The organism is Psychrobacter proteolyticus (assembly GCF_003350005.1).
In the GTDB taxonomy this organism is placed as follows: Bacteria; Pseudomonadota; Gammaproteobacteria; order Pseudomonadales; family Moraxellaceae; genus Psychrobacter; species Psychrobacter proteolyticus.
The window spans coordinates 135088-160708 of record NZ_QLKS01000002.1 but is presented as its reverse complement, the minus strand read 5'-3'; the positions used below and the strand labels follow the sequence as shown (position 1 = coordinate 160708).

Sequence of the window (25621 nt, the reverse complement as noted above, 5' to 3'; positions counted from 1 at the left end):
CGTAACCTTTAAACATCAGTCATAGCTTTCAGATATGCAGTATGTTCACGCATACTGCTTTGTTTTTAATAATATTAATTTTATTTTTCAATGTTTGAATTATGTTATTTTGGTGACTCTGAGGTCTGTAACAGACAGACTAGGTTGCTTGCGTGTGTATCTAGGTGAGCGCATAATATATCTATAGCACATGACAGTAATATGTAAATTTATAAGGACATAAATTATTCAATTCAGCTAAACAGTGAATCGCAAACTTAGCCACAATTTATGTCTAATGGTGCTAAGCCCACGTCACTGAGCTATTGCCCGTAATGCTTGCCACTTTGATCGATGGATAGTTACGGACAGTTACTTGAGCGTTGTATGGAAGTCAGCGCTATTCAGCTAACAGATGAGAGTAACCGTTTATGTTCGCTACATTTATGATTGACCAGCTCGATGCGCTGATGCTTGCGCGTATCCAATTCGCTTTTGTTATCTCGTTCCATATCGTCTTTCCTGCCTTCTCTATCGGACTTGCCAGCTGGCTTGCGGTGCTTGAATTCCGCTGGTTGAGAACTGGTGAACCTATCTATGCTGAAGTCTACAAGCATTGGGTCAAAATATTTGCTGTTGTCTTTGGTTTAGGCGTGGTATCGGGCGTGGTAATGTCCTACCAGTTCGGTACTAACTGGGCCGTCTTCTCTGATAAGGCTGGTAACGTTCTAGGCCCATTACTTGCCTATGAAGTATTGACAGCGTTCTTCTTAGAAGCGTCCTTCTTGGGTATTATGCTATTTGGTTGGGGCCGCGTGAGCAAACGCATGCATTTTGCTGCAACCGCCATCGTTGCTATCGGTACATTGATTTCAGGTTTTTGGATATTAGCCGCTAACAGCTTCATGCAGACCCCTCAGGGTTTTATGATGGGTGCAGATGGCCTGCTCTATCCAACCAACTGGCTTGAAATTATTTTCAACCCCTCATTCCCTTACCGTTACGCTCATATGATGACAGCAGCCTTTCTGACGACTGCTTTTGTCGTCGGTGGTATCGGCGCATATTATATTCAATCCAAAAAGCATGTCGAGCACCGCGCGCATGGTCGTGTGATGCTAGGTATGGCGATGATTATGGCCATCTTTGTTGCGCCGGCGCAAGTGTTGATTGGTGATGAGCATGGTCTCAACACCCTTGAGCATCAACCTGCTAAAGTAGCTGCGATGGAAGGACTCTGGGAGGATGAGCGCGGTGCCGCATTGCGCTTATTTGCGATTCCTGATCAAGAAAACCAAACCAATAAGTACGAAGTAAAAATTCCTTATGTGACAGGTTTAATCTTAACCCATTCGTTAGATGGTGAAGTTAAAGGGCTCAAAAACTGGGCACCTGAAGATCAACCACCCGTCATTATCGTGTTTTGGGCGTTTCGTATTATGGTTGGTATCGGCATGCTTATGGTGCTGGTCGGCCTATTCAGTCTATACAAATACTTCAAAAAACAGCAGTTCAATACTGAAAGTGTGTGGTTCCACCGTGCTTGGATGATGATGACACCGCTTGGCTTTATCGCCTTATTATCGGGTTGGTTCGTAACTGAGACAGGACGCCAGCCTTATACTGTTTATGGTGTCATTCGTACCGCTGAAAGCATGTCTCCTCTCGCAGCACAGCAGGTAGCCACCACGTTGGTTGGCTTTATCGTACTGTACATATTTGTCTTTGGTGCAGGCAGTTTTTATATTTTGCGCTTGATTGCTCAAGGACCTAAGACTTATACAGATCCGGCAGAAGATAACTTTTACGAGCATTCAGTAACAGAGAGTCAAGGCCGCGCGTTAAGTGGTGATAGTAATCCTGATATAAGTACTGAAGAAGGTTTAGATGAGCCTGCAAATGATATCGATGATGGAGGATTACGCTAATGTTTAACTTCGGTGATGTATTAGATTTACCTCTCATTTGGGGCGGTTTGATTGCTTTGTCTGTCTTTGTCTATGTACTGCTTGATGGCTTTGATTTAGGCTGCGGTATTTTGTTCCCGTTTGCAGGCTCAGATAAAAACCGTAGCCGCATGATGAACTCTATCGCGCCATTTTGGGATGGTAACGAGACATGGCTAGTACTAGGCGGTGGTGGTCTATTCGCAGCATTCCCTGTTGCTTATGGCATCATCATGACAGGTCTTTATTTACCCGTGACTGCCATGTTGTTCGGTCTTATCATGCGCGGCGTGGCGTTTGAATTTCGCTTTAAATCGTCTTCGCGCCGGCATGTATGGGATACCTTTTTCTTTGTCGGCTCAGTTGTTGCCACTTTCTCTCAAGGCATTATGCTTGGGGCGTTAGTACAAGGGTTAGAAGCCAGTAATCGTCTCTATACTGGTGGCCCATTTGATTGGCTCACACCCTTCTCGATTGTGTGTGGATTTGCCATGATTATCGGCTATGCTTTGCTTGGTTCAACGTGGCTTATCATAAAAACAGAGCACACATTACAAGTATGGGCGCGCCAAGTTTCTAAATGGATGCTTACTGCGTTACTAGTAGCAATGGTTGTAGTCACAGCATTTATGTATTTCTCAGACATCGATGCATTAGAAGGATGGTTTAGTTTCCCAGATTTGTTATACCTTGCTCCTATGCCTATCATTGTCATGCTTTTATTCTTTATCATGCGTAAAGACTTAAAAACTGAGCGTGAATATCGTCCATTTTTACTAACAGTTGCCTTATTTTTAATGGGTTACATCGGCGTTTGTTTTGCCCTATTTCCTTATATCGTACCGTATCAAATGACGATTTATGAGGCTGCTGCTGCTGATACTTCTTTATCATTCATGTTGATTGGCGCATGTATCATGTTACCGATTATCTTGAGCTATACAGCATTTGCTTACTATACCTTCAAAGGTAAATCTGATCACAATCCGATGTACTAGTCGCTAATCACGGCGGACAACGGATCAGCTAAAAAGGATGGCTATCATCGTTTATAGATGGTAGTCACGCTTCAAACGCTAATCAGGAGATCTCTATGAAAAAGTTCAGTAAAAAACAATCGCAATGGGCATGGTTTGTAGGTCTATATTTGGCAGGGTTTTTAGTGGTGTTTACCATTGCTCAGATAATCAAGCTGGCCATGGGTGTTTAGCGTAATTGCCTAATCATACGATTGAGTGCTAGTTAGCTAATAAATAGCTTGCTAGATGTTAAATTTGCATTTCTGTCTTGCCAATATACCTTTTAGACATTTCGTAAAAAATAACTCTATATGCATAAAAAAAGCAGCGTTGAATAATCGACGCTGCTTTTTATTTATCTTAAATTTATCAGTTTGGTTTACCTGCATGCTTGATATCATGCTGTTCGATAAACTCATTAACCTGTGTTAGACGCTCAGGTGTCCCCACGTCTATCCAATTATCTGTCGTCACTTCAGCAGTAACCTGAAACTTTATCATTGCTTGCTTTAGTAGCGGTGCCAATGCAGCAGGCTGTCCTGATACCAGCCCCTCTACCAATTTGGGTGACATTACGCTAATACCAGCGAAGGTATACTTATCTGCATCGCCCACCGGTTGTTCACTAGCAAGACCGTTATTGATAGCGAAATCGCCGCCATTATTGTGCTCTGGATTATCAATCAGTAACAAATGCGCGCGCTGATCCGCTCCCAATGTATAATCTGTTAATTGAGAGAAGTCATAGGTAGTCCAGACATCAGAATTGACCAGAATAAACGGCTCATCTTTTAGTTTACCTGACTGTAATGCCTGAAAAATGCCGCCTGCGGTCTCAAGTGGTTCATCACCTTCTACTGACCAATGCAGCTTTACGCCATACTGTGAACCGTCACCTAAGGCGTCCATTAGCTTATCTGCCAACCATGATGCATTGACCGTGATATCGGTAATGCCTGCTGCTTGTAGTGCTCTAATATGCCAAACAATAAGCGGTTGACCTGCGACTTCAACCAAAGGCTTGGGCGTCTCAAGCGTTAATGGACGTAGGCGTGTGCCCTTGCCCGCTGCCAAAATCATGGCTTGTGTAATCGTAGAGGTAGACATCTGCGCTCCTATCTTTATTATTTAAATTAATTTAGCTGAGCGTCATCTACGCTGAAGCAAACTTCTCTTTATAAGCAGGTAGCACTGCCTCTTGTAGCCATTGATTAAACGGTGTAATTGATTGCTTTAGTTCATCGTTGCCATGTTCGGCAAGCCAGTTTAATTCAATAATCAAATCACGCATGACTTTAGGAATATCCGCCAAATAGCGATCTTTGCCATCACGCTCAGACAAACGAATAAAAATCCCTAATACCTTTAAGTGACGTTGTACGCCTATGACATTCACATCGTTTTCAAACTGCACCGCGCTATCAGCAGTGGTTAGTGATTTTTGTTTTTGTAGCTGCCAAAAGTCCTCAATCCATGCAGCTATTTGGTTCTCTGACCACTCAACATAAGCATCGCGGACTAACGACACTAAATCATAAGCATACGAGCCAATGACGGCATCTTGAAAATCAATCACGCCCAACTTTGATTTATCTGCTTGATCTTGCATGAGGTTGCGGCTGTGATAATCACGATGGACCACCACTTGTGGCTGTTGCAAAATCTCATTCATTAACGCTGTTTTTAGGTTTCCCCAAACCTGCTCATCTAGCGCGACACCAATATAAGGCATAAACCATTCGCTAAATAAATCCATCTCGCGGTCTAATAGTGCTATATCATAATCTGGCAATTGGTGTTGCGACTTTGCCGTTTCTACTGGTACCGTTTGTAGCGCCACTAATGTCTGCATTGCTAGTTGATAGTAGTCATTGATTTGGTCTGCGGTGGCATCGACAAGCAAATGAGCAAATTCTACTGTGCCAAAATCTTGTAATACCAAAAATCCTTTTTCTACATTTTGTGCAGTCAGAGTCGGCACGTTGACAGCAGGTGCCATCAGCTTAGCGACATTGATGAATTGCAGCATCGCATCTTGCTCGTCAGCGGAGTCCATGACGATATAATGCTTATTGGTACTATTGTCTGTCTCTGATAGTTCGATACGATGATATCGGCGGGCACTAGCGTCACCAGGTAAGCTGTCTAGACTAAATGTTTGATCTAAAAATACTTGCTGTAACCATTGTTCTAATTGCTGTTGGCGGTTGTTATTTTCATCGATCATATCAGTCTCTAAAGTCGTTTTGTCAGTCATATTGGGCATCGCTGGTTAAATATAAGTCATAAATAATTAAAGTAGTGATAAGTCGGACAAATACTTGCTAAAATAGCGATATGCGGCGGTGCTATATAAGCTGCCACAGACGTATTGCTATATCATTCAATACTTGATGTCGGATAGAATCGCTATCGCTACTTAAAAATCAGCATGGCTATATTATAAATTTTGGTAAATAGTGTAGCTGATTTGGTTTTTTTTGACTATGATTAGTCGTCATTATATATAAAACATCCAAATTTTTGAGAATACATTAGTCATATTTTAGTCGCTCGTTCACTGCTTTATGTCGTTCGGTGATACCGCTACTAAACTCAGTCATGCAATCCAATAAGCTCTGCAATCATAGGTGTGCCCTTGTTATATTCTCCGCTTTACCAAAGCATCCGCTTGATCTTATTTGGTGCCTTAGGCTTGTCTAGCCTAACTGTCAGTGCTGCCATTGGTGATGCCAATACGCAAAAAACTGAACCACTCACTACGGATAGTACAGGCAGCTATGCTTCTAATAGTGTGGCGACTGATGTCGATAATATTAGTCGTACTCAAAGTAATGATGGCTATCAAGACACAGACATTCTAAATTACAGCTATCAAGACAATGCTAGTTCTGCTAATACGAACAACACTACTTTCTCAAATGATACTACGTTAGATAGCAGGTTCTCTGAGAACAATGACCTAGATATTACAGATATTAATGAAGCTGCTGACCCTGAAGCTTTTAACAATGAAGTTTCTAATGCTGCTAATCTAAATACAGAAACTAGCAACCAACCAAGCAGTAATACACTAGATAGCAGTGCTTTTGTCCCTAAAGCGATAACAACTGACAATGGCAAGCTAAATCTTAATGACGAGAGTATTCAAGCCAGCCTAATGCGCTTAGCAGAGTTTTATGAGCTAACTCCAGATACCGATGCTTCGACATTAAACAAGGACGTTATCAGTACTGAAGCGAACAATGCTCATGATAATGCGATGCCTGCCGCACAGACGATTCCAAAGGTCGGTAGAGATTTACGTCTACTGCCAAATGCCGTGGACAGTGCCCAGCGCTGTGAAGGTCAATGGGTATCTCCGCAGAGTAATCCCAATTATCAACGCGCTGTGAATGAGGCTGGTACGGCAAACGGACAACCAGCACCAAATGTAGCTAGCGTTCCGAACAATCAAGCCCCTTTATTTACCGAGTCTGATTACGGTTATTACAATAACGTGAACTACGCTGAGCTATCAGGCAATGTAAAAATCGACCAAGGCACTCAGCATATTGAAGCAGAAAAAGTCATGATTGACTTGAGCAATGGCGTTGCGGCTGCTCAAGGCAAAGTCATGTTTACAGATAATGCGACTGGACAGCGTACAAGCAATAGCTCTACAAACAATGCCGCTACAAACAATGCCGCTACAAATAACGGCCAAGCTAGCTTTAATGATAGAGCGGCACAAGGTGGCCTAATTGGCGTTGCAGATAGCTTGAATTACAATACTGAGACTGGTCAATCAACGGCCAATGATGTGGCGTTTGCCAGTGTCGGTCTACAAGCGCACGGCTATGCCAAACGCTTAAACAAACCGAATGAGAGTGAATACGAGCTGGATCAGGTTATGTTTAGTACCTGTCCACCTACCAACCGCAAATGGCAGTTTGAAGCCAAAAGTATCGATCTAAATACCGATACAGGGCGCGGCGAAGCGTATAACACCACTTTCCGTGTGGCTGACATACCCGTATTTTATCTCCCCTACTTTAACTTCCCGATAGACAGTCGCCGTAGTAGTGGGTTTTTATTACCAAGTGCTAGCGTCAGTAGTGAAAGTGGTCTTGAAGTTGATATTCCTTATTATTTCAACTTAGCGCCTAACTATGATGCTACTCTTAACACGCATATTTATACTGACCGTAACCCTATGCTATCAGGCGAGTTCCGTTATCTGACTGAAAGCTATGGAGAAGGTATTTTAAACGGTTCATACTTACCAAATGATAAAGAGTATGACGACGAAGATCGTACCAGCTTGTTTTATGACCATACTTGGTCGTCGAAAAGCATTCCACGATTAAGCGCTGACGCCGAATATAACTATGTATCAGATGCCGACTACCTTAATGATTTTGATACGTTGGGATTATCAGACAGCACGATAAACTTGCCACGTCGTGCCCGCGTCAATTATTACAATGATTATGTCGATGGGGAATTAAAAATAGAAACTTTCCAGACTCTAGATGCTTTCACTGATAGCGGTGAGGCGTTAGAAGACAAAGACAAGCCATACTCACGTTTGCCACAGCTCAAATTAAATTATCGCCTGCCTTGGGCTGAGCGCTTCGATATCACTGGTATTAATGATTCTGCATACTTCAAAAAGTCTATCGATGATGGTTCTGAAAACGAAAAAAGTGGCGCACGCATTTATAATAAACTGAGCGCCGCCTATCCGATGGAAACCTCTTGGGGTTATATCAAACCTAAGCTTAGCTTGCAGCATCTATATACGTCATATGATGAAGATAGCTTAGCAGATAATCAGCTTAGTGAAGAAGATGGCAGTCAATCTGTATTTGTCCCGCAAGCCAGTATCGATGCTGGTCTAAATTTTTACCAAGCGGGCTCACCATTTGGTGCGTTTGACGATACGATGGGCGGCTATCGTTTACTTAGCCCACGCGTAAAATATACGTATTCACCGTATAAGAACCAAAACGACATTCCTAACTTTAATACGCGTATTGCCTCTATTAACTATGAACAGCTATTTTCAGACAGTTGGTTCTTAGGTCATGATCGTTTGCAGGATTTGCATTCTATTACGCCTGGTGTCAATTATCGTTACATCGATGCAACGGGTGTGACACGTTTTGATGGTAGCATTGCAGAACAGTTCTATCTAGATGATGGACGTGTAACACTTGATGACGATCAGCCCGTATTTACCTCGTCGTCTTCAGGTATGGTATGGGATACCAGCACTCAACCCTATAATAATTTTTGGGTTGATGTTAGCGGTGCCTTAACCAGTAATTATGATTTGAACTACATTACGACTGAACTGCGCTATCAGCCGTCAGACAATAGCTTATTTAATGTGGGTTATGTTAAGCGTCAGCGTGATGACAATACCGATCAGTTGCCGTTATCTGCGTTTACCGCCTCCGCTGTTTTCCCTATCAATAACAGCTGGCGCATATTGGCTCAAGGTCAATACGATTATAATCGTAACAAGATGCTTGATTCACTCATCGGTGTTGATTACGAAGATTGCTGTTTCGGCTTTGCTGTTTATGGTCGCCGCTATTACAATGACCTAAACGTAAAAGACGAGCCAACACAAGCTATTATGGCAGAAGTTAGATTAAATGGTCTTGGCAGCGGTAGTAGCCGTTTGACACGATTGCTTGCTGATAAGATTTTGGGCTTTGAACCTGTACAGACGGCATGGAAAGACTAACCAGTTTTTTGCTAGATTAGAGTTATTTACGTAAATATCTATAAGACACTATTTGAACCCCTATTATGGGAAACGCTGTCGAATATTTTATTATTAAGGGTATCGGATAGAGTTGATCAACTACCATCCGATGCAATGACATTGATGAGGAGCATCATGAGATTTTTTTCTTTACGTCAGACTAGCAGAGCAGTATTGCTATCTATGGCAGGCCTTACGCTTACGTTAAGTGCCAACGCTGCTACTGTCAAACCTGCAGCGGCTCAAGCTTCTACTTCTGCTACGCAAAGCTCAGTCAATCGCTTGACGCCAGCCAACAGTACAGACGGTATTATTGCCCTAGTTAATGAAAATGCTATCTTAAAAAGCGAATTGGTTGATGCTATTGAGCAAACTCAAGCACGTGCCAAAGCTGCTGGTGAGCCTATCGCAAACTCAGCACAACTACAGTCTGAAGTGTTAAACGCGCTTATTTTGCGTGAACTACAACTGTCTATGGTCAAACGCGCGGGACTGTCTGCCGATGAAGCAGAGATCAATCAACGTCTTGGTCAAATCGCTCAAGCTGAAGGCCTTAATAGCATTGCAGTATTGCAACAACGTCTAGATGCCGCAAAGCCTGGTAGTTATGCCAATCTACGCGCCAAACTGATCGAAGAGGCTTCTATCCAAGCGCTACAGCAGCGTCAAATTACTCGCCGAGTACGTATTAGCGAGCAAGACATTGATGCATTTTTGGCCTCACCTGAAGCCAAACGTCTGAATCAAAGCGAATATCAAACCATTCACGTACGTGTGCCTTATATAGATAACTATAGTCGCCTATCGGCCGCTCAACGTGAAGAAGCATTAAAAGTGGCGCAGGCATTACGTACGCGTTTGCTTGAGCCAAATGTCAACGTCGCTGAAGCCGTTGCTGCTAGCCAAGGTAGCTATCCGATTCCATTGCAAGGTGGAGATATGGGCTTTCATAAGGCAGCTTCTTTACCAACAGAGCTGTCTAGCAAAATTACCAAATTAGACGTTGGTACCGTAAGCGAGCCATTATTGACTCCTGAAGGTATTGATATCATCAAACTTGCTGATAAAAAAGCCAGTGACACGATGCTGATACCACAGTGGCATACTCGCCATATCTTAGTCAAAGTCGATGATCTACAAACTGACGCGCTTGCTGAACAAAAAATCAATGATCTATACGAGCAACTTCGTGGCGGCGCTGACTTTGCTAGCCTAGCCTCAACATATTCAGACGATCCAGGTTCTGCGGGACGTGGCGGTGATCTTGATTGGGTTAGCGAAGAAGATATGGTTGGTCCATTTGAAGCTACCATGAAAAATACAGCGGTTGGTGACTACTCTGCACCATTTAAGACAAAATTTGGTTGGCATATCCTAAAAGTCGACGGTAAGCGTGAGCAGGATATTAGCGAGCAATATCGTCGCAACATGGCACGTCAAGCATTGTATCAACGCCTAGCACCGCAAGCTCAAGAAGACTGGCTACAAGAGCTACGTGCTGGCGCTTATATTCAGATACTTGGCTAATATGTTATAATAAGCTAATAGTATTAAATTAGCTAGAATATTGAATCGATTTAAATAAAGAAGGGTATATGCCATTGCATATACCCTTCTTTTGTTTGCGCAGTTAGATATTTAACTGGAAGCTTTGATGAGAAAATTCCAAAGTTAAGTAGTTTAAATCTTGATAAACTAAAATCCATATAAAGAAAAACCCCGAACCTAGGGCGATTGGTTCAGGGTTTCAATACTTCGTATTATTGTTATTATCTCTCTTCCGTGCTGACTCATCCTAAGTCATTTAACAGTATTATATAAGACAGCGGGCTGACCTGTGCTTTTATTGATACTGTCTCAACACTACATCCATGCGTATCCTTGTGTTGATGGATGTATTATAGGCCAATGGATTTGGTGCCGATAGAAGCTAAAGACTCTATTTTGCGTAAGCATATGCTTACATTATCTCTATGTATTACAGCTAATAAACAGCCTATTTTATTAACCAAAGCTGCGCTGCTCTTGTCTGTGCTCTTCTGACACTTTTTCGCCTTCTTTCTTGCCTTCTTCGATTTTGTTGTCAGTCTCTTGGATATCTTCTGCTTGTGCAGTAGGCGCATTGCCTTCTTGCTTGCTTGCCTCTTCTGGCTCGTATTGCAAGGTAGTCATCACAGGAAAATGATCAGATCCTACGGATGGCATACGCTGAATATCAACTACTGTAAAGCAGGCACTATGAAAGATATGGTCTAAAGCCCAACGAAGAAACGGATATTTAACATGGAAGGTATTAATAAAATGTCGACCAATACGAGGGTCTAACAGGCCAGAGATACGTTGGAAACGTCGTGTGGTTTTTGACCATGCGACATCATTGAGATCACCTGCCAGTATCGCCGTTTGATCGTTTTCTTTTATATGTTTACCAACCATGAGCAGCTCAGCATCACGCGTGGTGGACTTATCAGCTTCAGTTGGGCTAGGCGGCATAGGATGCAAGCAATATAACCAAATGACGCGGCCTCCTTGCAAACGCAATTGAGTATGGATAGAAGGTATATCATCTATCATCAAATACTTAACTTCAGGATCGATAAGCTCAAGCTTAGAATACAAGTGCATACCATATAAATTATCTAGTGGCACTTTTACGGTATATGGATAATCAGACTCAACTTGGTGTAAGGCTTGCTCCCATTTCTTGTCACTCTCTAATGTAATTAAGATATCAGGCTGCTTTTGCTTAACTAAATCGACCAGCTTTTGCGTTTCGTCATTGGGCGTCAATACGTTTGATACCATGATTTTTATTTGATGCGCTTGCCCTTCTGGCTTGTCTTTTGCCTTTTGAACTTCTTTTTTCCACAGCTTAGTATATGGCAGTACCATTCTCAGCTGAAATGCTAACGTACCGCTCAGTACAACAAACAATATCCACTGCCCTAATTCCCACTCTGAGAAAAACACTATCATGCCAACCCAAGCGATAATACCAAGCACCATTATTTGAATGCGTGGAAACTCAACACCGCGCACCCACCAGTCATCCAGTGGCAACCAGCCCCAGATTGTGACAAAGGCGATGAATCCTGCTAGACCTTGTAAGGCGTAATATAATAGTGAAAGATCCATAAGTAGGTACTAACCGTTGATTAAAGTGTCGATAGAGCTGATGATGTATATTGGTTAAGCTTTCGTTTGATAAGAAATATCGTGGTTGTAAATCACCTGACATCAAATAACTAACGTCGAGTAATTGTGTTTGAGACTTACTTTAGCATTTCAGAAGATTCTCGCCTACTGGTGAGTCTCAATTATGCGACAACTATCATAAAACGTTACAATATTGGCTCATTCAATATAATGAGTGCTTTATTAAACACCATATTTTTGAGGTCGTCAGATAGCCAAGTATCTCTTTAATAGTAATAACTTAAAGTTATAGCCGACATAGTTAATAGTGTATGGAAAACGACCAAATAATAGCCAAAACGCCTTGCTTTTTCGCGCCATTCACGGCATTGTTATCGGTTGACGATGCAACAAATAATTGTAAATAGGATTGAACTTCATGAGTGATTTAACAGTAGGTTTGGTAGGCTGGCGCGGTATGGTAGGGTCAGTATTGATACAACGTATGCAGGAAGAAAATGACTTCAACGGTATTACACCCGTGTTTTTTTCTACCAGTAATGCTGGTGGCGATGCACCACAATTCGATGGTATTGAAACCGGCCAACTAAAAGATGCTCATGATATTGAAGCACTTGCTGCTTGTGATGTCGTTATTACTTGCCAAGGTGGTGACTATACGTCAAAAGTCCATCAACCATTGCGTGATAGCGGTTGGAACGGCTATTGGGTTGATGCAGCAAGTACTTTACGAATGAAAGATGACAGCATCATCATTCTTGATCCAGTCAACCGTAATGTCATTGATAGTGCCCTAGCCAACGGCAAAAAAGACTTTATCGGTGGTAACTGTACCGTATCATTGATGCTGATGGCTATCGGTGAGCTGTTTAATAAAGGCTGGGTCGAATGGGTCAGCGCGATGACATATCAGGCCGCTAGTGGCTCTGGCGCAAACAACATGCGTGAGCTCATCAATGGCATGGGCGTATTACATGATGCCGTCCAAGACGAATTGGCTGACCCTGCTAGTGCTATTCTTGAGATTGATAAAAAAATCGCTCAGACTCAGCGCTCAGCAGACTTTCCTACACAATACTTCGGTGTACCATTGGCTGGTAGCTTGATTCCTTATATTGATGCGCAGCTAGAAAACAAACAGTCGAAAGAGGAATGGAAAGGCGGCGTCGAGACCAATAAGATCTTGGGTAACGATGAAGCTAGTACGATTCCTATCGATGGTATGTGTGTACGCGTCGGTGCTATGCGTTGTCATGCGCAAGGCCTAACGATCAAACTGAAAAAAGACATTCCGCTAGAAGAAATCGAAGCTGCACTCAGAAACAGTGGCAACGAGTGGTTGGACTTGGTCGAAGATGATAAAGAAGCTACCATGAATCGCCTAACTCCAGTGGCAGTGACTGGCACCTTAACTGTTGCGCTAGGTCGCTTGCGTAAGTTGAATATGGGCCCTGAGTATCTAGGCGCATTTACCGTTGGCGATCAGTTGTTGTGGGGCGCAGCAGAACCATTACGTCGTATGCTTAATATCATCCGTGAGCAAAACGTCTAACTCAGATACCTTAAATTAAGCACAAAAAAGACAGCGATTGCTGTCTTTTTTTATGGATCGATTACTATTTAGATTGATACGCAATCATCACCTCATTACGACGTAAAAATGGTAGCGTCCAAGGCGGATTATAACGGGCCAATTCAGGCTCGCCTGTAGGTGTCAAATTCTGGCCTTGCATCCATGTTTGCAGCGCTTCGGTTTTTTCCGCTACTTTATCTTCTCCTGCGAGCCAAGAGAACTTAATCACACCGTAAGTTTGTGAGGGTACTTCTATAATCTCAACGTTTGGATTGTTCGGCTTAGGCAGTGTTTGCAGCGTATATTTACTAGGCATCGTAAATTGCACGCGCCACTTACCATCGTCTTGTTGCATACTGACTGGTGCTGTCATGGCAATTTTCTGTGACTTATTATCACTTTCTTTAATATCAGCTTGCATCGTGACAGGTGCCGTCATACTGATTTTACTACTGTCTCCACTTGGTGCTGTGTTATTACCAAAAATATAGTCCGCTAAAACCTTAAATCCTTCACGACTTGCTGAGTCTTGATCACCACTCACCCACGTTTGCGCCAATAGCTGCTCATCATAGCGACGCAGCTCAAAGTCATCTACTTGCGTCAATACTGTGTATTTCGGCTCTTCGGTAGCCATAGCCCCTCCTGATATCAATAATGAACCACTCAATAATAAATAAGCTGTCTTTTTCATATTATGTCTCCAGCATCTAAAAGCATGATGTGGCAATGATTATTACCTCACCTGTATAACTTCTACTGTATCAACAGACCTTTAGCATTGTCTGTGTCTTTTGGCGTGCTATCTGTGTTTTTTAGTTATGGTAAAGTGGTATTGACCAAAGTGTATATTGAGCATATATCGATGACATCTAGTATCTATAGTTAAAAAACGCTAAAACGGGTACAAGGCAGCTAACTAAAAATTTTACAAGTAGTATATTTAGGGAGAGTAACGCCGTAGTAGTTCAGTGATTCTCTGACTATATGTCCAAACAACCGCTAACAATGCTATAATTAGCGCCATTTTCATAGCTTAAATAGCGGTTATCATATGCAATTTGTCTTACATAAAACGGCCAGCGGTGCAACGCGTGCACGCCGTGGTACGGTTCATCTCAATCATGGCGACGTGCAAACGCCTGCTTTTATGCCTGTTGGTACTTATGGTACGGTCAAAGGCATGCTGCCACGTGATATTGAAGCCATTGGTGCTGATATTATTCTAGGCAATACCTTTCATCTATGGTTACGTCCGGGTACCGAAGTTATTGATAAATTTGGTGGCCTGCATAAGTTTATGCATTGGAACAAGCCTATCTTGACCGATTCGGGCGGTTTCCAAGTATTTAGCCTTGGTGCGATGCGTAAAATTACCGAAGAAGGCGTCAATTTTAAATCTCCTATCGATGGCGCTAAGGTATTTCTCTCACCAGAAAAATCTATGCAGATTCAGTACAGCTTGAACTCAGACATCGTCATGCAGTTCGATGAATGTACGCCGTATCCAGCCACTCATGATGAAGCGAAAAAGTCGTTAGAGCTATCGCTACGTTGGGGACAGCGCTGTATCGATGAGCACAACAGACTGGGCAGTACCAACGCATTATTCGGTATCGTACAAGGCAGCATGTATCCTGATTTGCGTCAGCAATCACTCGAAGGCCTGTTAGAGATTGGCTTCGATGGTTATGCTATTGGCGGTCTATCAGTTGGCGAACCTAAAGAAGAGATGATAGACGTCCTAGACTATCTGCCTGATGATATGCCAGCAGATAAGCCGCGCTATCTTATGGGTGTTGGTAAGCCCGAGGATTTAGTTGAAGGCGTACGCCGCGGTGTAGATATGTTCGACTGTGTGATGCCAACGCGTAACGCGCGTAACGGCCATTACTTTGTGACGGGCGATGCAGACAATGCTGGTGTGGTACGTATCCGTAATAGCCAATATCGCAATGATGAAGGCCCATTAGATCCTGAATGTGACTGCTATACTTGCCAAAACTTTAGCCGTGCTTATCTGTACCATCTTAATAAGTGTAAAGAGATGCTAGGTGCTCAGTTAGCGACTATTCATAATTTACGCTATTACCAACGTTTGATGCAAGGTATCAGAGATGCTATCGAACAAGATAAATTTGATGAGTTTGTAAACGAGTTTTATGCCAAACGCGGTCAAACGGTTCCTGAGTTAAACTTGCGTTAATCCTGTTTAATATTCACGAACGTATAACGATATCTGTTGAAATAAAAAAGGGCTTAAGAATAATCTTAAGCCCTTTTTCTGTGCTGCTTTTATCACTAATGATTTAAATAGAGTCTGTTTTGACTACTATCCCATCAATGACGTCACAAATACTACAATAACAGCGATTGGTGCGATGAATTTTGCAACAATTTGCCACAGCTGCCATGTACCATTAGATAAACCAAGCTCTTGCTGAATGTCACGTTGATCCATTTTCCAACCAACAAATACGATTGCAGCCAGACCTGTTAGAGGCAGTAGGAACTTACTAGTAAGCTTATCTAATGCATCAAAGATACCGTTACCCATGATAGTAAAGTCAGACCATAGATTGAACGATAGCAATGCTGCAATACCTAACAACCAGATTACTGTACTTGCCACGATAGTCGATACAGTACGACTCATCGACGTGCGCTCTTCTAACAACTCAACGGTTGGCTCAAGTAACGAGATAGATGAAGTGATAGCGGCAAAGGTAATAAGCAAGAAGAACAATGCACCAATGATAGTACCTGCACCCATGCTACCAAAAGCAATTGGTAAGCTTACAAAGATAAGACCAGGACCTGATGCCGGATCTAAACCATTGCTAAAGATAATTGGGAAGATGGCAAGACCAGCAGCCAACGCAATAACCGTATCCAAAATAACAACGGTACGTGCTGTTTTTAGCAAGTTCACTTCACGGCCCAAATACGAACCATAAGCAACCATGATACCCATACCAATTGATAGAGTGAAGAATGCATGACCTAATGCTGCAAGCATAACATCAGCCGTTAGTTTGCTAAGATCTGGGGTAAATAAGTAAGCAACTGCTTCACCAAATCCACCGTTCATCACGTTATAACCAACGATAACGAACAGAATTACACCCAATAATGGCATTAAAATCTTAGCTGTTTTTTCGATACCACTTGTCACACCAATACCAACGATGACAGCGGTTAAAATCATAAATACCGTATGCCAAATCGTCAATGTACCAGCTGATGCAAGCATAGCATCAAAGGTTGCAGCAACAGAATCACTGTCTTGACCAGCAAAGCTACCTGTTGCAACTTTAGTGATATAGTTAAGCGCCCAACCACCGATCACACTATAGAACGATAGAATTAAAAAGCCACCTAAAATACCAGTAGCACCAACGATACCCCAACTACGCGACTTACCTTCAGTCGCTGCCACGTCTGAAAAAGTATTAACTGGGTTTTTTTGACCACGTCGACCAATTAACCATTCAGCAACTAATATCGGAAAACCGACCAGCGCGATACAGAACAAATAAGCAATAACGAAAGCTGAACCACCGCTTTCGCCAACCATGTATGGAAATTTCCATATGTTTCCTAAACCCACTGCTGAGCCTACTGCTGCCAATACGAAGCCAAAGCTTGAGCTCCATTGGGCATGTTCTTGTTTATTGATAGCCATTTTTTCCGTCCTCGTGCTTCAATTAACGTTACTGATAATCTTCCTTGATCAACATAAATAGTCGGCCTTACCGTTGAACTATTTAGTAAACGCTTCGATGTGAAGCGCCCAGCAACATTAAGAAAGAATTGATTACAATATCGTAAACGCTCAGTTTCTGCTAAGCGACCAAAAAAGTCAAGTGCTCATAAATATAAAAAGCCATAACAAATAGTTATGGCTTTCATCTAATTCGCCTTCATTCCATAAGAATTTAGCTGATTAAAAGTATCAAACTCATCATTAATCGAGTTGTATTTTTTTAGCGGACAACACCGCGGCTGCTATTTTGTAATGAATCAATAAGTAGCTGAATTTTTGGCTCTTTAGCCAACAGCTCATTATGTAAGACTTCCAACGCTTGTGCAGTAGTCAAACCTGATCTGAAAATCGTACGATACGCTTGACGTAATACATTAATGGTTTCTTTTGACCAACCTTTACGGCGCATACCTTCGATATTGAGTCCATGAGCCTTTGCTGGATTGCCAGATACCATCGTAAATGCAGCCACATCTTTTAGAATGAGGCTGGCTCCGCCAATCAAGCTATAGTCATCTACTGTACAAAACTGATGTATGCCTGAGTTGCCACCGATGATGGTATGGTCGCCGATAGTCACATGCCCTGCCACACCAACATTGTTAGCCAGTACGTTATGATCGCCAATGACACAATCGTGTGCGACATGGGTGTTTACCATCAGTAGATTATGACTGCCGATTTTAGTCAGCTCGCCATCTTGCGCTGTACCGCGATGTAAGCTACAGGCTTCACGAATCGTATTATGATCGCCGATTTCAAGCCAAGTACGCTCACCTGCATATTTCAAATCTTGAGGATCTTCACCAATACTAGAAAATTGATAAAACTCATTGTGTTGGCCAATACGAGTTAGCTTAGTCACTACGACATGTCTATGCAAAACCGTATGCGCACCAATTGATACTTCATCACCAACGATACAATAGGGCCCGATGATAGCAGTCTCGTCAATCTGCGCGGACGGTGAGATGAGTGCTGTAGGATGAATCTGACTCATAAGATGGGCCCTTGTATCATTTGATGCGAGTAAATAATAAAAAAAGTATCGCTATTTCAGTGTTACTAACGAAGCTAATACCAGTTGCGTTGTTGAGTTTGCATATAGCTGTTTATTGCAAATTATACTGAGCGAATTAATATCGCTCTTCGTACAGCATGGCTTCTTAAAAACTTAAGCACCCTTCGTATTAGCAGGTTTTTGCTGCTCTTGACGTGCAATCATAATTTGCGCACTAGCAGCCAGTTCATCTTCGACATGAACAGTACAATCAAATTTATAGATACCATGTCTTTGCATCACAGTTTTTGCACGAATAATAAGCTGATCACCAGGAATCACACGACGTTTAAAACGGACTTTATCCACACCTGCAAACAGGTAAAGGTAACCGTCTTCTGCTGTCAGTCCTGCACTGATAAAACCGAGAACCCCTGACACCTGCGCCATTGACTCTACCATCAATACACCTGGCATAATCGGCTCATCAGGAAAATGACCGTTAAAAAACTCTTCATTAATAGTCACGTTTTTGATACCAGTAATACACTCACCTGGCGTACAAGCTACAATACGATCTACCAGCATAAAAGGATAACGATGCGGTAAATAATGCTTAATCGTATGATACGTCAATGGTAGCGTAAGACCTTGCTCAGCCAAGCTTTTAACGTCTTCATCAGTTGGGATATCTATATTGTTATTGCTCATAATGACGCTTCCTTGCTGTGTTTTGAATATCTATTATTTGTTTGTGTTTGCATTAGTTATTGCCTAGCTGACGAAAACGTACAGCAGCACGTCGCCAATTAGCAGTCGGCATTGCAGCAGTACCAGATGAATATGAACCAGCAGTTTTAATGGATTTGGTTACCATGGTCATGCCAGACAAAATAACATCGTCTGTAATCTCGATATGCCCTGTGATACCGACAGCGCCGCCTATTATACAGCGCTTACCTATCGTAGTACTACCCGCAATGGCCGTTTGAGCAGCGATAGCAGTACCATCACCGATACGGACGTTATGAGCAACTTGTACCAAATTATCAATAATAACGTGATTACCAATAACGGTATCATCGATAGCGCCACGATCGATACACGTCTGGCTACCAACTCGTACATGATCACCAATAATGACACGGCCTAACTGGGCAATGCGCTCCCAACCTGTGTTACTAGGATCTTTAGTAGGCGCAAACCCGAACCCTTCAGATCCGATACTGACCCCTGCATGCAATCTAACGTGATTGCCAATAACACAATCAGGCCCGACAACGACTTGCGACTTAATCACACAATCGGTGCCAATACTGGTATTGGCCTCAACCACGACATGAGCATCAAGTGAGCTACGCGACCCTATTTGTACATTGTCACCAATCACGCAAAAAGGGCCGATATTGACTTGCTCGCCAATAACAGCACTGTCTGCAATCACAGCACTAGGATGAATCCCGTTAGATAAAGAATGACGTGCAAACAGCTGACTGGCACTGGCATAAGCCAAATATGGATTTGAGACGACTAGCGCTATCGCTGAGGTAGGCACTTGGTCACGATATGCTTCCGTCACCAACACCGCGCCTGCGTCACTGCTAGCCAAGCTAGAGATATAGTGAGGATCTGCCAAAAAGCTTAACTGCTGCTGACTGGCCGTCGTCAAACTACCGACGCTACTGAATGGTTGACACAATTGCTCAGTATCAATCTCAGCCTTATTAATAATGGGCTGACGCTGCTCAATTTGAGTGATGAGTTGCTCAATCGTTATCATAATGATTATTAATAAAATATGGTTATAAATGAAACGGTCGCCAAAATGACAATGCGTTTTGACGACCTACTAAGTTCTAATGATATTTCCGTCTATTTGGAACAATCTTCGAAACTGCTCAAATAGATGAGAATAATGTCACTAATTTAGAATGTATTACCAATCTGGAACTGGACTTTTTCAGTCTCATCACCTTCTTTGTCACCAAATGGTATCGCGTAACTGAGTGAAATTGGACCAATCGGAGTATACCAAGTGACCCCCGCACCCGCACTGTACCGGAAGGCATTATCTTGAGTCAGTAGGGGCACGCCTGTATCATTTCCATTACTAGGATTGATAAAAGTACGATCCTCTTTATCAGAAGTATCAAAAACCTGACCACCTTCAGCAAATAAAACTGGACGTACTTGGTCTGCCCAATCGCCCTTGAAAGGCATCGGTAAGATCAGTTCAGCGCCAACCGTTGCTAGTGCATTACCGCCGACTTCCTCGTCCAAATTCTCAGTATTACCATTAATAGCATTATAGTAACTTTCTGACTTAGGTCCTAGTGTAGAAGATTCATAGCCACGTACTGAGCCATAACCACCAGCATAGAAGTTTTCATAAAATGGTAAGTCGTTACCATATCCAAGTTTGGTATAACCACGTGCTATCCAGTCTTTATAAAGCGGATAGTATATATTACCGCGATACACAAGTTTTTGGTAATTATTATCACCAAGTCCAATAGTCGCGTCAACTGTATGGCTCATACCTTTAGTCGGAAAAACTGGGCGATCTAAAGTGCTGTAGTCCCAACCAAATAACAAATTATAAGTCTGATAGTCGTTTTTAAAACCTGTACGACCTTCAAAATCTCCAGTAAAGTCTTCAACTGTCCCACCATCATCAATTATTTCTTGAACATTTGATATGCCAAGGAAGCGACCACCACGAACAGACGTTTTATCAACATTTAGACCGGCACTAATTCGTTTCGTTTCATCTACAGGATAACTATAGTTCAGTGTCGCACCATATGCATCAGTCACATAGTTGCTAACGTTTCTATCATCATATTTAGTTTCACGATAATAACCACTGATACCTTGTGAGACACCATTTTCTGTGAAATATGGATCAGTATAACCTAAACTGTATGAGTCACGAGTCTCTGAACGTGAAAGCGCAGCTTTAACACGGTTACCTGTTCCCATAAAGTTATTTTGAGTCAGATCCAACTGAAAGGTTACACCGCCGCTCTGTGAGTAACCAGCTGCAATCGTTGAGCTACCAGAAGGCTGCTCTTCAACCACATAGTTTACATCAACTTGGTCTGGCTGATTAGGAACTGGTTTTACGTCGACAGTGACATTTTTAAAGAAGCCAGTACGCATCAAACGCGTGCGTGACAGCTGAATTTTGTCATTAGAAGACAGCGTACCTTCCAACTGACGCATTTCACGACGTAATACTTCGTCTTGCGTTTTGATATTACCTGTAAAGTTTATACGGCGAACGTAGATAGGACGTGCAGGGTCGATATAGTAATCGACATCGACCATTTTCGTATCGTCATTGATACGTGGTACTGGTCTGATTTGTGCTAGATAATAGCCTTCATTACCATAACGTCTTTTAAGAGAAGCAGTGGTTTCGTCTAGTTTTGCTTGCGAGTATTTCTCATTAGATGCAAAGCTAACCAGCTCTTTTAGCTCACTATTTTCAAAGGTAGGTTTACCTAAAAAGTTCACTTCGCCAAACTGGTATTGCTCGCCTTCGCTTAGGCTAACTTCGATAAACACGCTGCTCTTGTCTTCACTGATGTTTAGTACGGCATTATCGACTGAAAAACGCACATAACCATCGTTCTGATATAGCGCCTTTAAACTCTCTAAACTGGCGGCCAGTTTTTCTTGAGCGTAACGATCAGACTTAGATAACAGACGCGTCCATGAAGATTCTTTTACCGCGAAAACGTCTTTGATCTCTTCATCACTAAAGTGTTTGTTACCAATAATGTTGATATCGACAACTTTAGCAGGCTTGCCTTCTACGAAGCGCACGTCAAGTTTCACACGGTTACCATCAAGGACTGTTTGATCTACTTCGATATTGCTATTGTAGTAACCTTGGCTAATATATTGCTGTTGTAGCTCATTGGCCACGCCTTGCAAAGTAGACTGCTTGAGCACGTCACCAGCAGACAGTCCAGCATTCTTCAATCCCTGCTCAAGCCCTTCTTTTGGAATAAGCTTGTTACCTTCAAAGGTAACTTCAGCGATCGTTGGACGCTCAATGACGTCAAACCTTAGCTTGCCACCTTCGACACGGCTTTGAATATCAGCAAAGTTCTCAGTTGCATATAGCGCCTTAATACTGGCAGCTAAGCTACTATCATTCACCGTATCGCCTACCGTAACAGGTAAGACCGGATAGAGGCTATCAGGGGTTAGGCGTTGTAAGCCATTAAAACCGATGTCAGTTACTACAAATTCTGCAGCCTGTACTGGCATACTCATCATCGCTACAACTAACGGCAACCCAGCCGCGCTCATAATTAAAGGCGTACGCATAAACACTATCCGTCAATAAAAAAATTGCTTAAGTTAAGTTAAAAGGCACGTATTGTCTAACCCATTCACGCAAGGTTATAAACCCATGCAAGGGTAACTCAGAACACTTTATATAAATTGCATCACAAAATAAACTAAAAATTACGATTAGTACAGAGGCTAAGACACAGAGTAGCATGCCTATCATAACAATAATCAGCCTATAATAGGCGTAAAACCATTAGTATATCGTGCTTTATCAGCCATATTGCTTATCAGCCGATCAAAATAGCCGGCTGATGTCATTACCAATTGCTAACACCATGAAACCTGCCAGCAAGAGTAAACCGATATTTAGACCGACCATTTGCACACCTTCAGACAGTGGCTTACCGCGAATCAGCTCGATAAAATGATAGACAATATGACCACCGTCTAATACTGGAATCGGCAAAAGGTTTAAGACGGCAAGACTCAGGCTAATAAGCGCCGCTGTCGACAATACCATCTGCCAACTGATATCAAAGCTTTGCTTGGCGACTTTGGCAATGGTAATTGGCCCTGATAAATTGTCTAAGCCAATCATACCTGACAACATTTTTCCCATCGAGCTTACGGTCATTACCGCGAGCTGCTCAGTCTTTTCAAACGACTTAACTAACGACTCACTAGGACCGTAGACCACGGTAGTCTTGTAATCATCAGGAATCACAATCTCAGTCCGATCCACCATCGCACCAATCTGTCCGTAATCATTACCCAAGTTGTCTTTTTTGCCTTGGGGCATAATTTGCAACTGTACAGACTTATCATCACGCAACACCGTAAAGTTCAATAGCGTCTCAGGATTATCACGAATGATACGTGTAGCAGTAATCCAATCTTCGATTGCTGTATCATCAATAGCAGTAATACGGTCGCCAACCTTCAGACCTTGGCGGCTAGCGGCACCTTCGGGAGCCAAACCGCCTACAATCGGCGCAATCTGCGGCTGCCACGGCAACATACCAAAGCTGGTCAATGCGTCTTTGCCTTGAGCCTCACCTTGCATAAACTGTGTGACGGGTGCTTGATAGGCTTTAGTCGACTGATTGGTTTGGGCGTTTGACTGCAAGGTAATGCTAACATTATCTGTCTCACCCATACGTCCTGCAAGGCGATAGTTAATACCTTCCCATGTCTGCACATCATGTCCATCAATCGCAACGATTTTGTCACCGACTGGCAGCTGTGCCATCGCAGCAGGCGTATCTGGTAGTACCTGTCCAATCTTAGTCGCCAACTGCTCAGATGGGGTCATAAACAGTACCCAAAATAGCGCGATAGCGATAACAAAATTCATGATAGGGCCAGCTGCAACGATAGCAATTTTCTTGAGCGGATGCTGTCGATTAAACGCAAGGTGCTGCTCATCTTTTGCGACATTACCTTCACGCTCATCCAGCATTTTTACATAGCCACCAAGTGGCAACGCTGAGATACGATAATCGATACCGCTCTTTTTGCTGGTCCAACCAAAAACTTTAGGACCAAAACCGATAGAGTACGTTAGTACTTTGACACCGCAAAGCCGCGCCACAATATAATGCCCCCACTCGTGTAAGGCAATAAGCGGACCTAAGACAAATATGGCGGCAAGAAGTGTTAGTAAAAACGTCATGATTTTCTCTCAGTATTGTCACTCAGCATTTTTATTAACATCTTCGCTAATATCGTTTATCAATGTCATATATCAGCTAAGAGACGCTTGCTACGATTATGTCAGCTTTGCTACCAACTTATCGGTCAGATGGCGTGCAATCTTATCGATCGCCAAGATATCTTCTATGTCAGCAGTTTCGTTCAATGGTGGCAGCTGTATGTCATTTAAGGCTTGTTCGTTAATATTAGCAATGTCCGTCAAACGAATCTTCCCATCTAGGAACGCTGCTACTGCAATTTCGTTTGACGCATTAAGCACAATCGTGGCTTGTGTTCCGGCTTGCATTGCTTGGCGAGCCAAACGCAGGCAGGCAAATTTTTGCAAGTCAGGCTCAATAAACTCCAAACCACTAAGCGCAAATAAGTCTAACGGCTGCGAGCCACTATCCATCCGATCAGGGTAGCTCAGCGCGTGCGCAATGGGCGTTTTCATGTCTGGACTACCCAACTGTGCTAAAAAGCTGCCATCGCTATACTCTACCATTGAGTGAATGATACTTTGTGGATGAATAACCACATTTATCTTATCTTCAGGCAAATCAAATAAGTGACAGGCTTCTATCAGCTCAAGTCCCTTATTCATCATCGTGGCCGAATCGACAGATATTTTTTGACCCATTGACCAATTAGGGTGTTTGACCGCTTCTGCGACGCTTGCTTGCTGCATTTGCTCGAACGATTGCTGCAAAAATGGCCCACCAGAGGCTGTCAACCATAGTTTGCGGACACCATGATTTGGCTGATGGATTTGCGTATTATCTTGCTGAATAGCGAGTGGCAAGCATTGGAAAATGGCATTGTGTTCAGAGTCGAGTGGCAGCAAAGTAGCTTTGTGCGTCTTCACCGCATCGATCATGACTTTACCTGCCATGACTAAGGCTTCTTTGTTGGCCAACAAGATACGTTTGCCTGCACGTGCTGCTGCCAACGTGGATGGCAACCCTGCCGCCCCTACAATCGCCGCTACCACCGTATCAGTCTGTGAGTCAGTGGCAATATCTACCAATCCTGCCTCGCCCCCTACGACATCACTATCAATCCCTGCTGCTTTAAGCCTGTTAGCAAAATCATCTACGGCTGACGTCGGCACACTGACGCGTTTCGGCAAAAACTGCTGGCAAAGCGCAAATAGCTTGTCTAAGCGATGATAGCCTGATAACGCATAGACTTCATAAGTGTGCGGTTGCGCCGCCAATATTGCTAAGGTGCTATCGCCAATCGAGCCTGTCGCGCCTAGTACGGCGATGCGTTGCGTCATAACCATCAATGCCCATGATACTTAAAAATAATAAAATAGAATATTGTCTGTTAACTATAAAATTGTCATGCTTATCATACTAATGTATCGCTCACACTCAGCTCACTTATACCAATATTATTGTGGACTAGCTACAGAACAGGTT

Annotated in this window: 18 protein-coding genes; 7 read left to right on the top strand and 11 right to left on the bottom strand. The window is 42.8% G+C overall.

Translation table 11 applies throughout. The features are described from left to right. Positions 1–410 precede the first annotated feature (410 nt). The 3 genes from DXK30_RS05235 (at position 411) to DXK30_RS05225 (ending at position 3135) form a co-directional block, all read left to right on the top strand. Positions 411–1907 carry a cytochrome ubiquinol oxidase subunit I gene (locus DXK30_RS05235; protein WP_114700808.1) on the top strand — a complete coding sequence of 499 codons (1497 nt, stop codon included), beginning with the start codon at positions 411–413 and terminating at the stop codon, positions 1905–1907. Further along, on the top strand, positions 1907–2923 hold the full coding sequence (gene cydB / locus DXK30_RS05230) for a cytochrome d ubiquinol oxidase subunit II (RefSeq protein WP_114700807.1): 1017 nt from the start codon (positions 1907–1909) through the stop codon (positions 2921–2923). Before DXK30_RS05235 ends, cydB begins: the two co-directional genes overlap by 1 nt. A gap of 95 nt (positions 2924–3018) precedes the next feature. Beyond that, positions 3019–3135: a DUF2474 domain-containing protein gene (locus DXK30_RS05225; protein ID WP_114700806.1), complete on the top strand. Its 117-nt coding sequence runs from the start codon at positions 3019–3021 to the stop codon at positions 3133–3135. 178 nt (positions 3136–3313) lie between these two features. Here DXK30_RS05225 and murU read toward each other — a convergent pair whose 3' ends face one another. Both murU and DXK30_RS05215 read right to left on the bottom strand, forming a co-directional pair. Next, a complete protein-coding gene (murU, locus tag DXK30_RS05220; RefSeq protein WP_114700805.1) occupies positions 3314–4051 on the bottom strand; it encodes an N-acetylmuramate alpha-1-phosphate uridylyltransferase MurU in 738 nt (245 codons plus the stop codon). Positions 4052–4097: 46 nt separating this feature from the next. Further along, a complete protein-coding gene (locus DXK30_RS05215) occupies positions 4098–5201 on the bottom strand; it encodes an aminoglycoside phosphotransferase family protein (protein WP_227670766.1) in 1104 nt (367 codons plus the stop codon). Between the two features lie 381 nt (positions 5202–5582). Between DXK30_RS05215 and lptD the strand changes: the two genes are divergently transcribed. Both lptD and DXK30_RS05205 read left to right on the top strand, forming a co-directional pair. Then, entirely contained in the window at positions 5583–8681 is a 3099-nt protein-coding gene (gene lptD, locus DXK30_RS05210) for an LPS-assembly protein LptD (protein ID WP_114700803.1), read from the top strand. Between the two features lie 156 nt (positions 8682–8837). Then, positions 8838–10229 (top strand): peptidylprolyl isomerase, encoded by a 1392-nt coding sequence (locus DXK30_RS05205; RefSeq protein WP_114700802.1) that lies wholly within the window; start codon positions 8838–8840, stop codon positions 10227–10229. A gap of 477 nt (positions 10230–10706) precedes the next feature. Here DXK30_RS05205 and DXK30_RS05200 read toward each other — a convergent pair whose 3' ends face one another. Further along, positions 10707–11837 (bottom strand): endonuclease/exonuclease/phosphatase family protein, encoded by a 1131-nt coding sequence (locus DXK30_RS05200; RefSeq protein ID WP_114700801.1) that lies wholly within the window; start codon positions 11835–11837, stop codon positions 10707–10709. Positions 11838–12276: 439 nt separating this feature from the next. Between DXK30_RS05200 and asd the strand changes: the two genes are divergently transcribed. Continuing rightward, on the top strand, positions 12277–13410 hold the full coding sequence (asd, locus tag DXK30_RS05195; protein WP_114700800.1) for an aspartate-semialdehyde dehydrogenase: 1134 nt from the start codon (positions 12277–12279) through the stop codon (positions 13408–13410). 64 nt (positions 13411–13474) lie between these two features. Here asd and DXK30_RS05190 read toward each other — a convergent pair whose 3' ends face one another. Next, on the bottom strand, positions 13475–14125 hold the full coding sequence (locus DXK30_RS05190) for an SOUL family heme-binding protein (RefSeq protein WP_114700799.1): 651 nt from the start codon (positions 14123–14125) through the stop codon (positions 13475–13477). A gap of 360 nt (positions 14126–14485) precedes the next feature. Here DXK30_RS05190 and tgt point away from each other — a divergent pair, with 360 nt between their 5' ends. After that, positions 14486–15637 (top strand): tRNA guanosine(34) transglycosylase Tgt, encoded by a 1152-nt coding sequence (tgt, locus tag DXK30_RS05185; RefSeq protein WP_114700798.1) that lies wholly within the window; start codon positions 14486–14488, stop codon positions 15635–15637. A gap of 126 nt (positions 15638–15763) precedes the next feature. Here tgt and DXK30_RS05180 read toward each other — a convergent pair whose 3' ends face one another. From DXK30_RS05180 to ispC, 7 genes are all read right to left on the bottom strand, one after another. Further along, positions 15764–17116: a sodium-dependent transporter gene (locus tag DXK30_RS05180; protein WP_114700797.1), complete on the bottom strand. Its 1353-nt coding sequence runs from the start codon at positions 17114–17116 to the stop codon at positions 15764–15766. A gap of 301 nt (positions 17117–17417) precedes the next feature. Then, entirely contained in the window at positions 17418–18197 is a 780-nt protein-coding gene (gene lpxA / locus DXK30_RS05175) for an acyl-ACP--UDP-N-acetylglucosamine O-acyltransferase (RefSeq protein WP_114700796.1), read from the bottom strand. A 174-nt stretch (positions 18198–18371) separates the two neighbouring features. Beyond that, the gene (fabZ, locus tag DXK30_RS05170; protein WP_057759133.1) at positions 18372–18908 is read right to left on the bottom strand and encodes a 3-hydroxyacyl-ACP dehydratase FabZ; all 537 of its coding nucleotides are present in this window, start codon (positions 18906–18908) and stop codon (positions 18372–18374) included. Positions 18909–18960: 52 nt separating this feature from the next. Beyond that, positions 18961–19977, bottom strand: coding sequence for a UDP-3-O-(3-hydroxymyristoyl)glucosamine N-acyltransferase (gene lpxD, locus DXK30_RS05165; RefSeq protein ID WP_114700795.1), 1017 nt, complete (start codon positions 19975–19977; stop codon positions 18961–18963). Positions 19978–20123: 146 nt separating this feature from the next. Continuing rightward, on the bottom strand, positions 20124–22538 hold the full coding sequence (gene bamA, locus DXK30_RS05160) for an outer membrane protein assembly factor BamA (protein WP_114700794.1): 2415 nt from the start codon (positions 22536–22538) through the stop codon (positions 20124–20126). A gap of 262 nt (positions 22539–22800) precedes the next feature. Beyond that, positions 22801–24177: an RIP metalloprotease RseP gene (gene rseP / locus DXK30_RS05155; RefSeq protein ID WP_114700793.1), complete on the bottom strand. Its 1377-nt coding sequence runs from the start codon at positions 24175–24177 to the stop codon at positions 22801–22803. A 96-nt stretch (positions 24178–24273) separates the two neighbouring features. Further along, positions 24274–25482, bottom strand: coding sequence for a 1-deoxy-D-xylulose-5-phosphate reductoisomerase (gene ispC, locus DXK30_RS05150; protein WP_114700792.1), 1209 nt, complete (start codon positions 25480–25482; stop codon positions 24274–24276). Positions 25483–25621 lie beyond the last annotated feature (139 nt).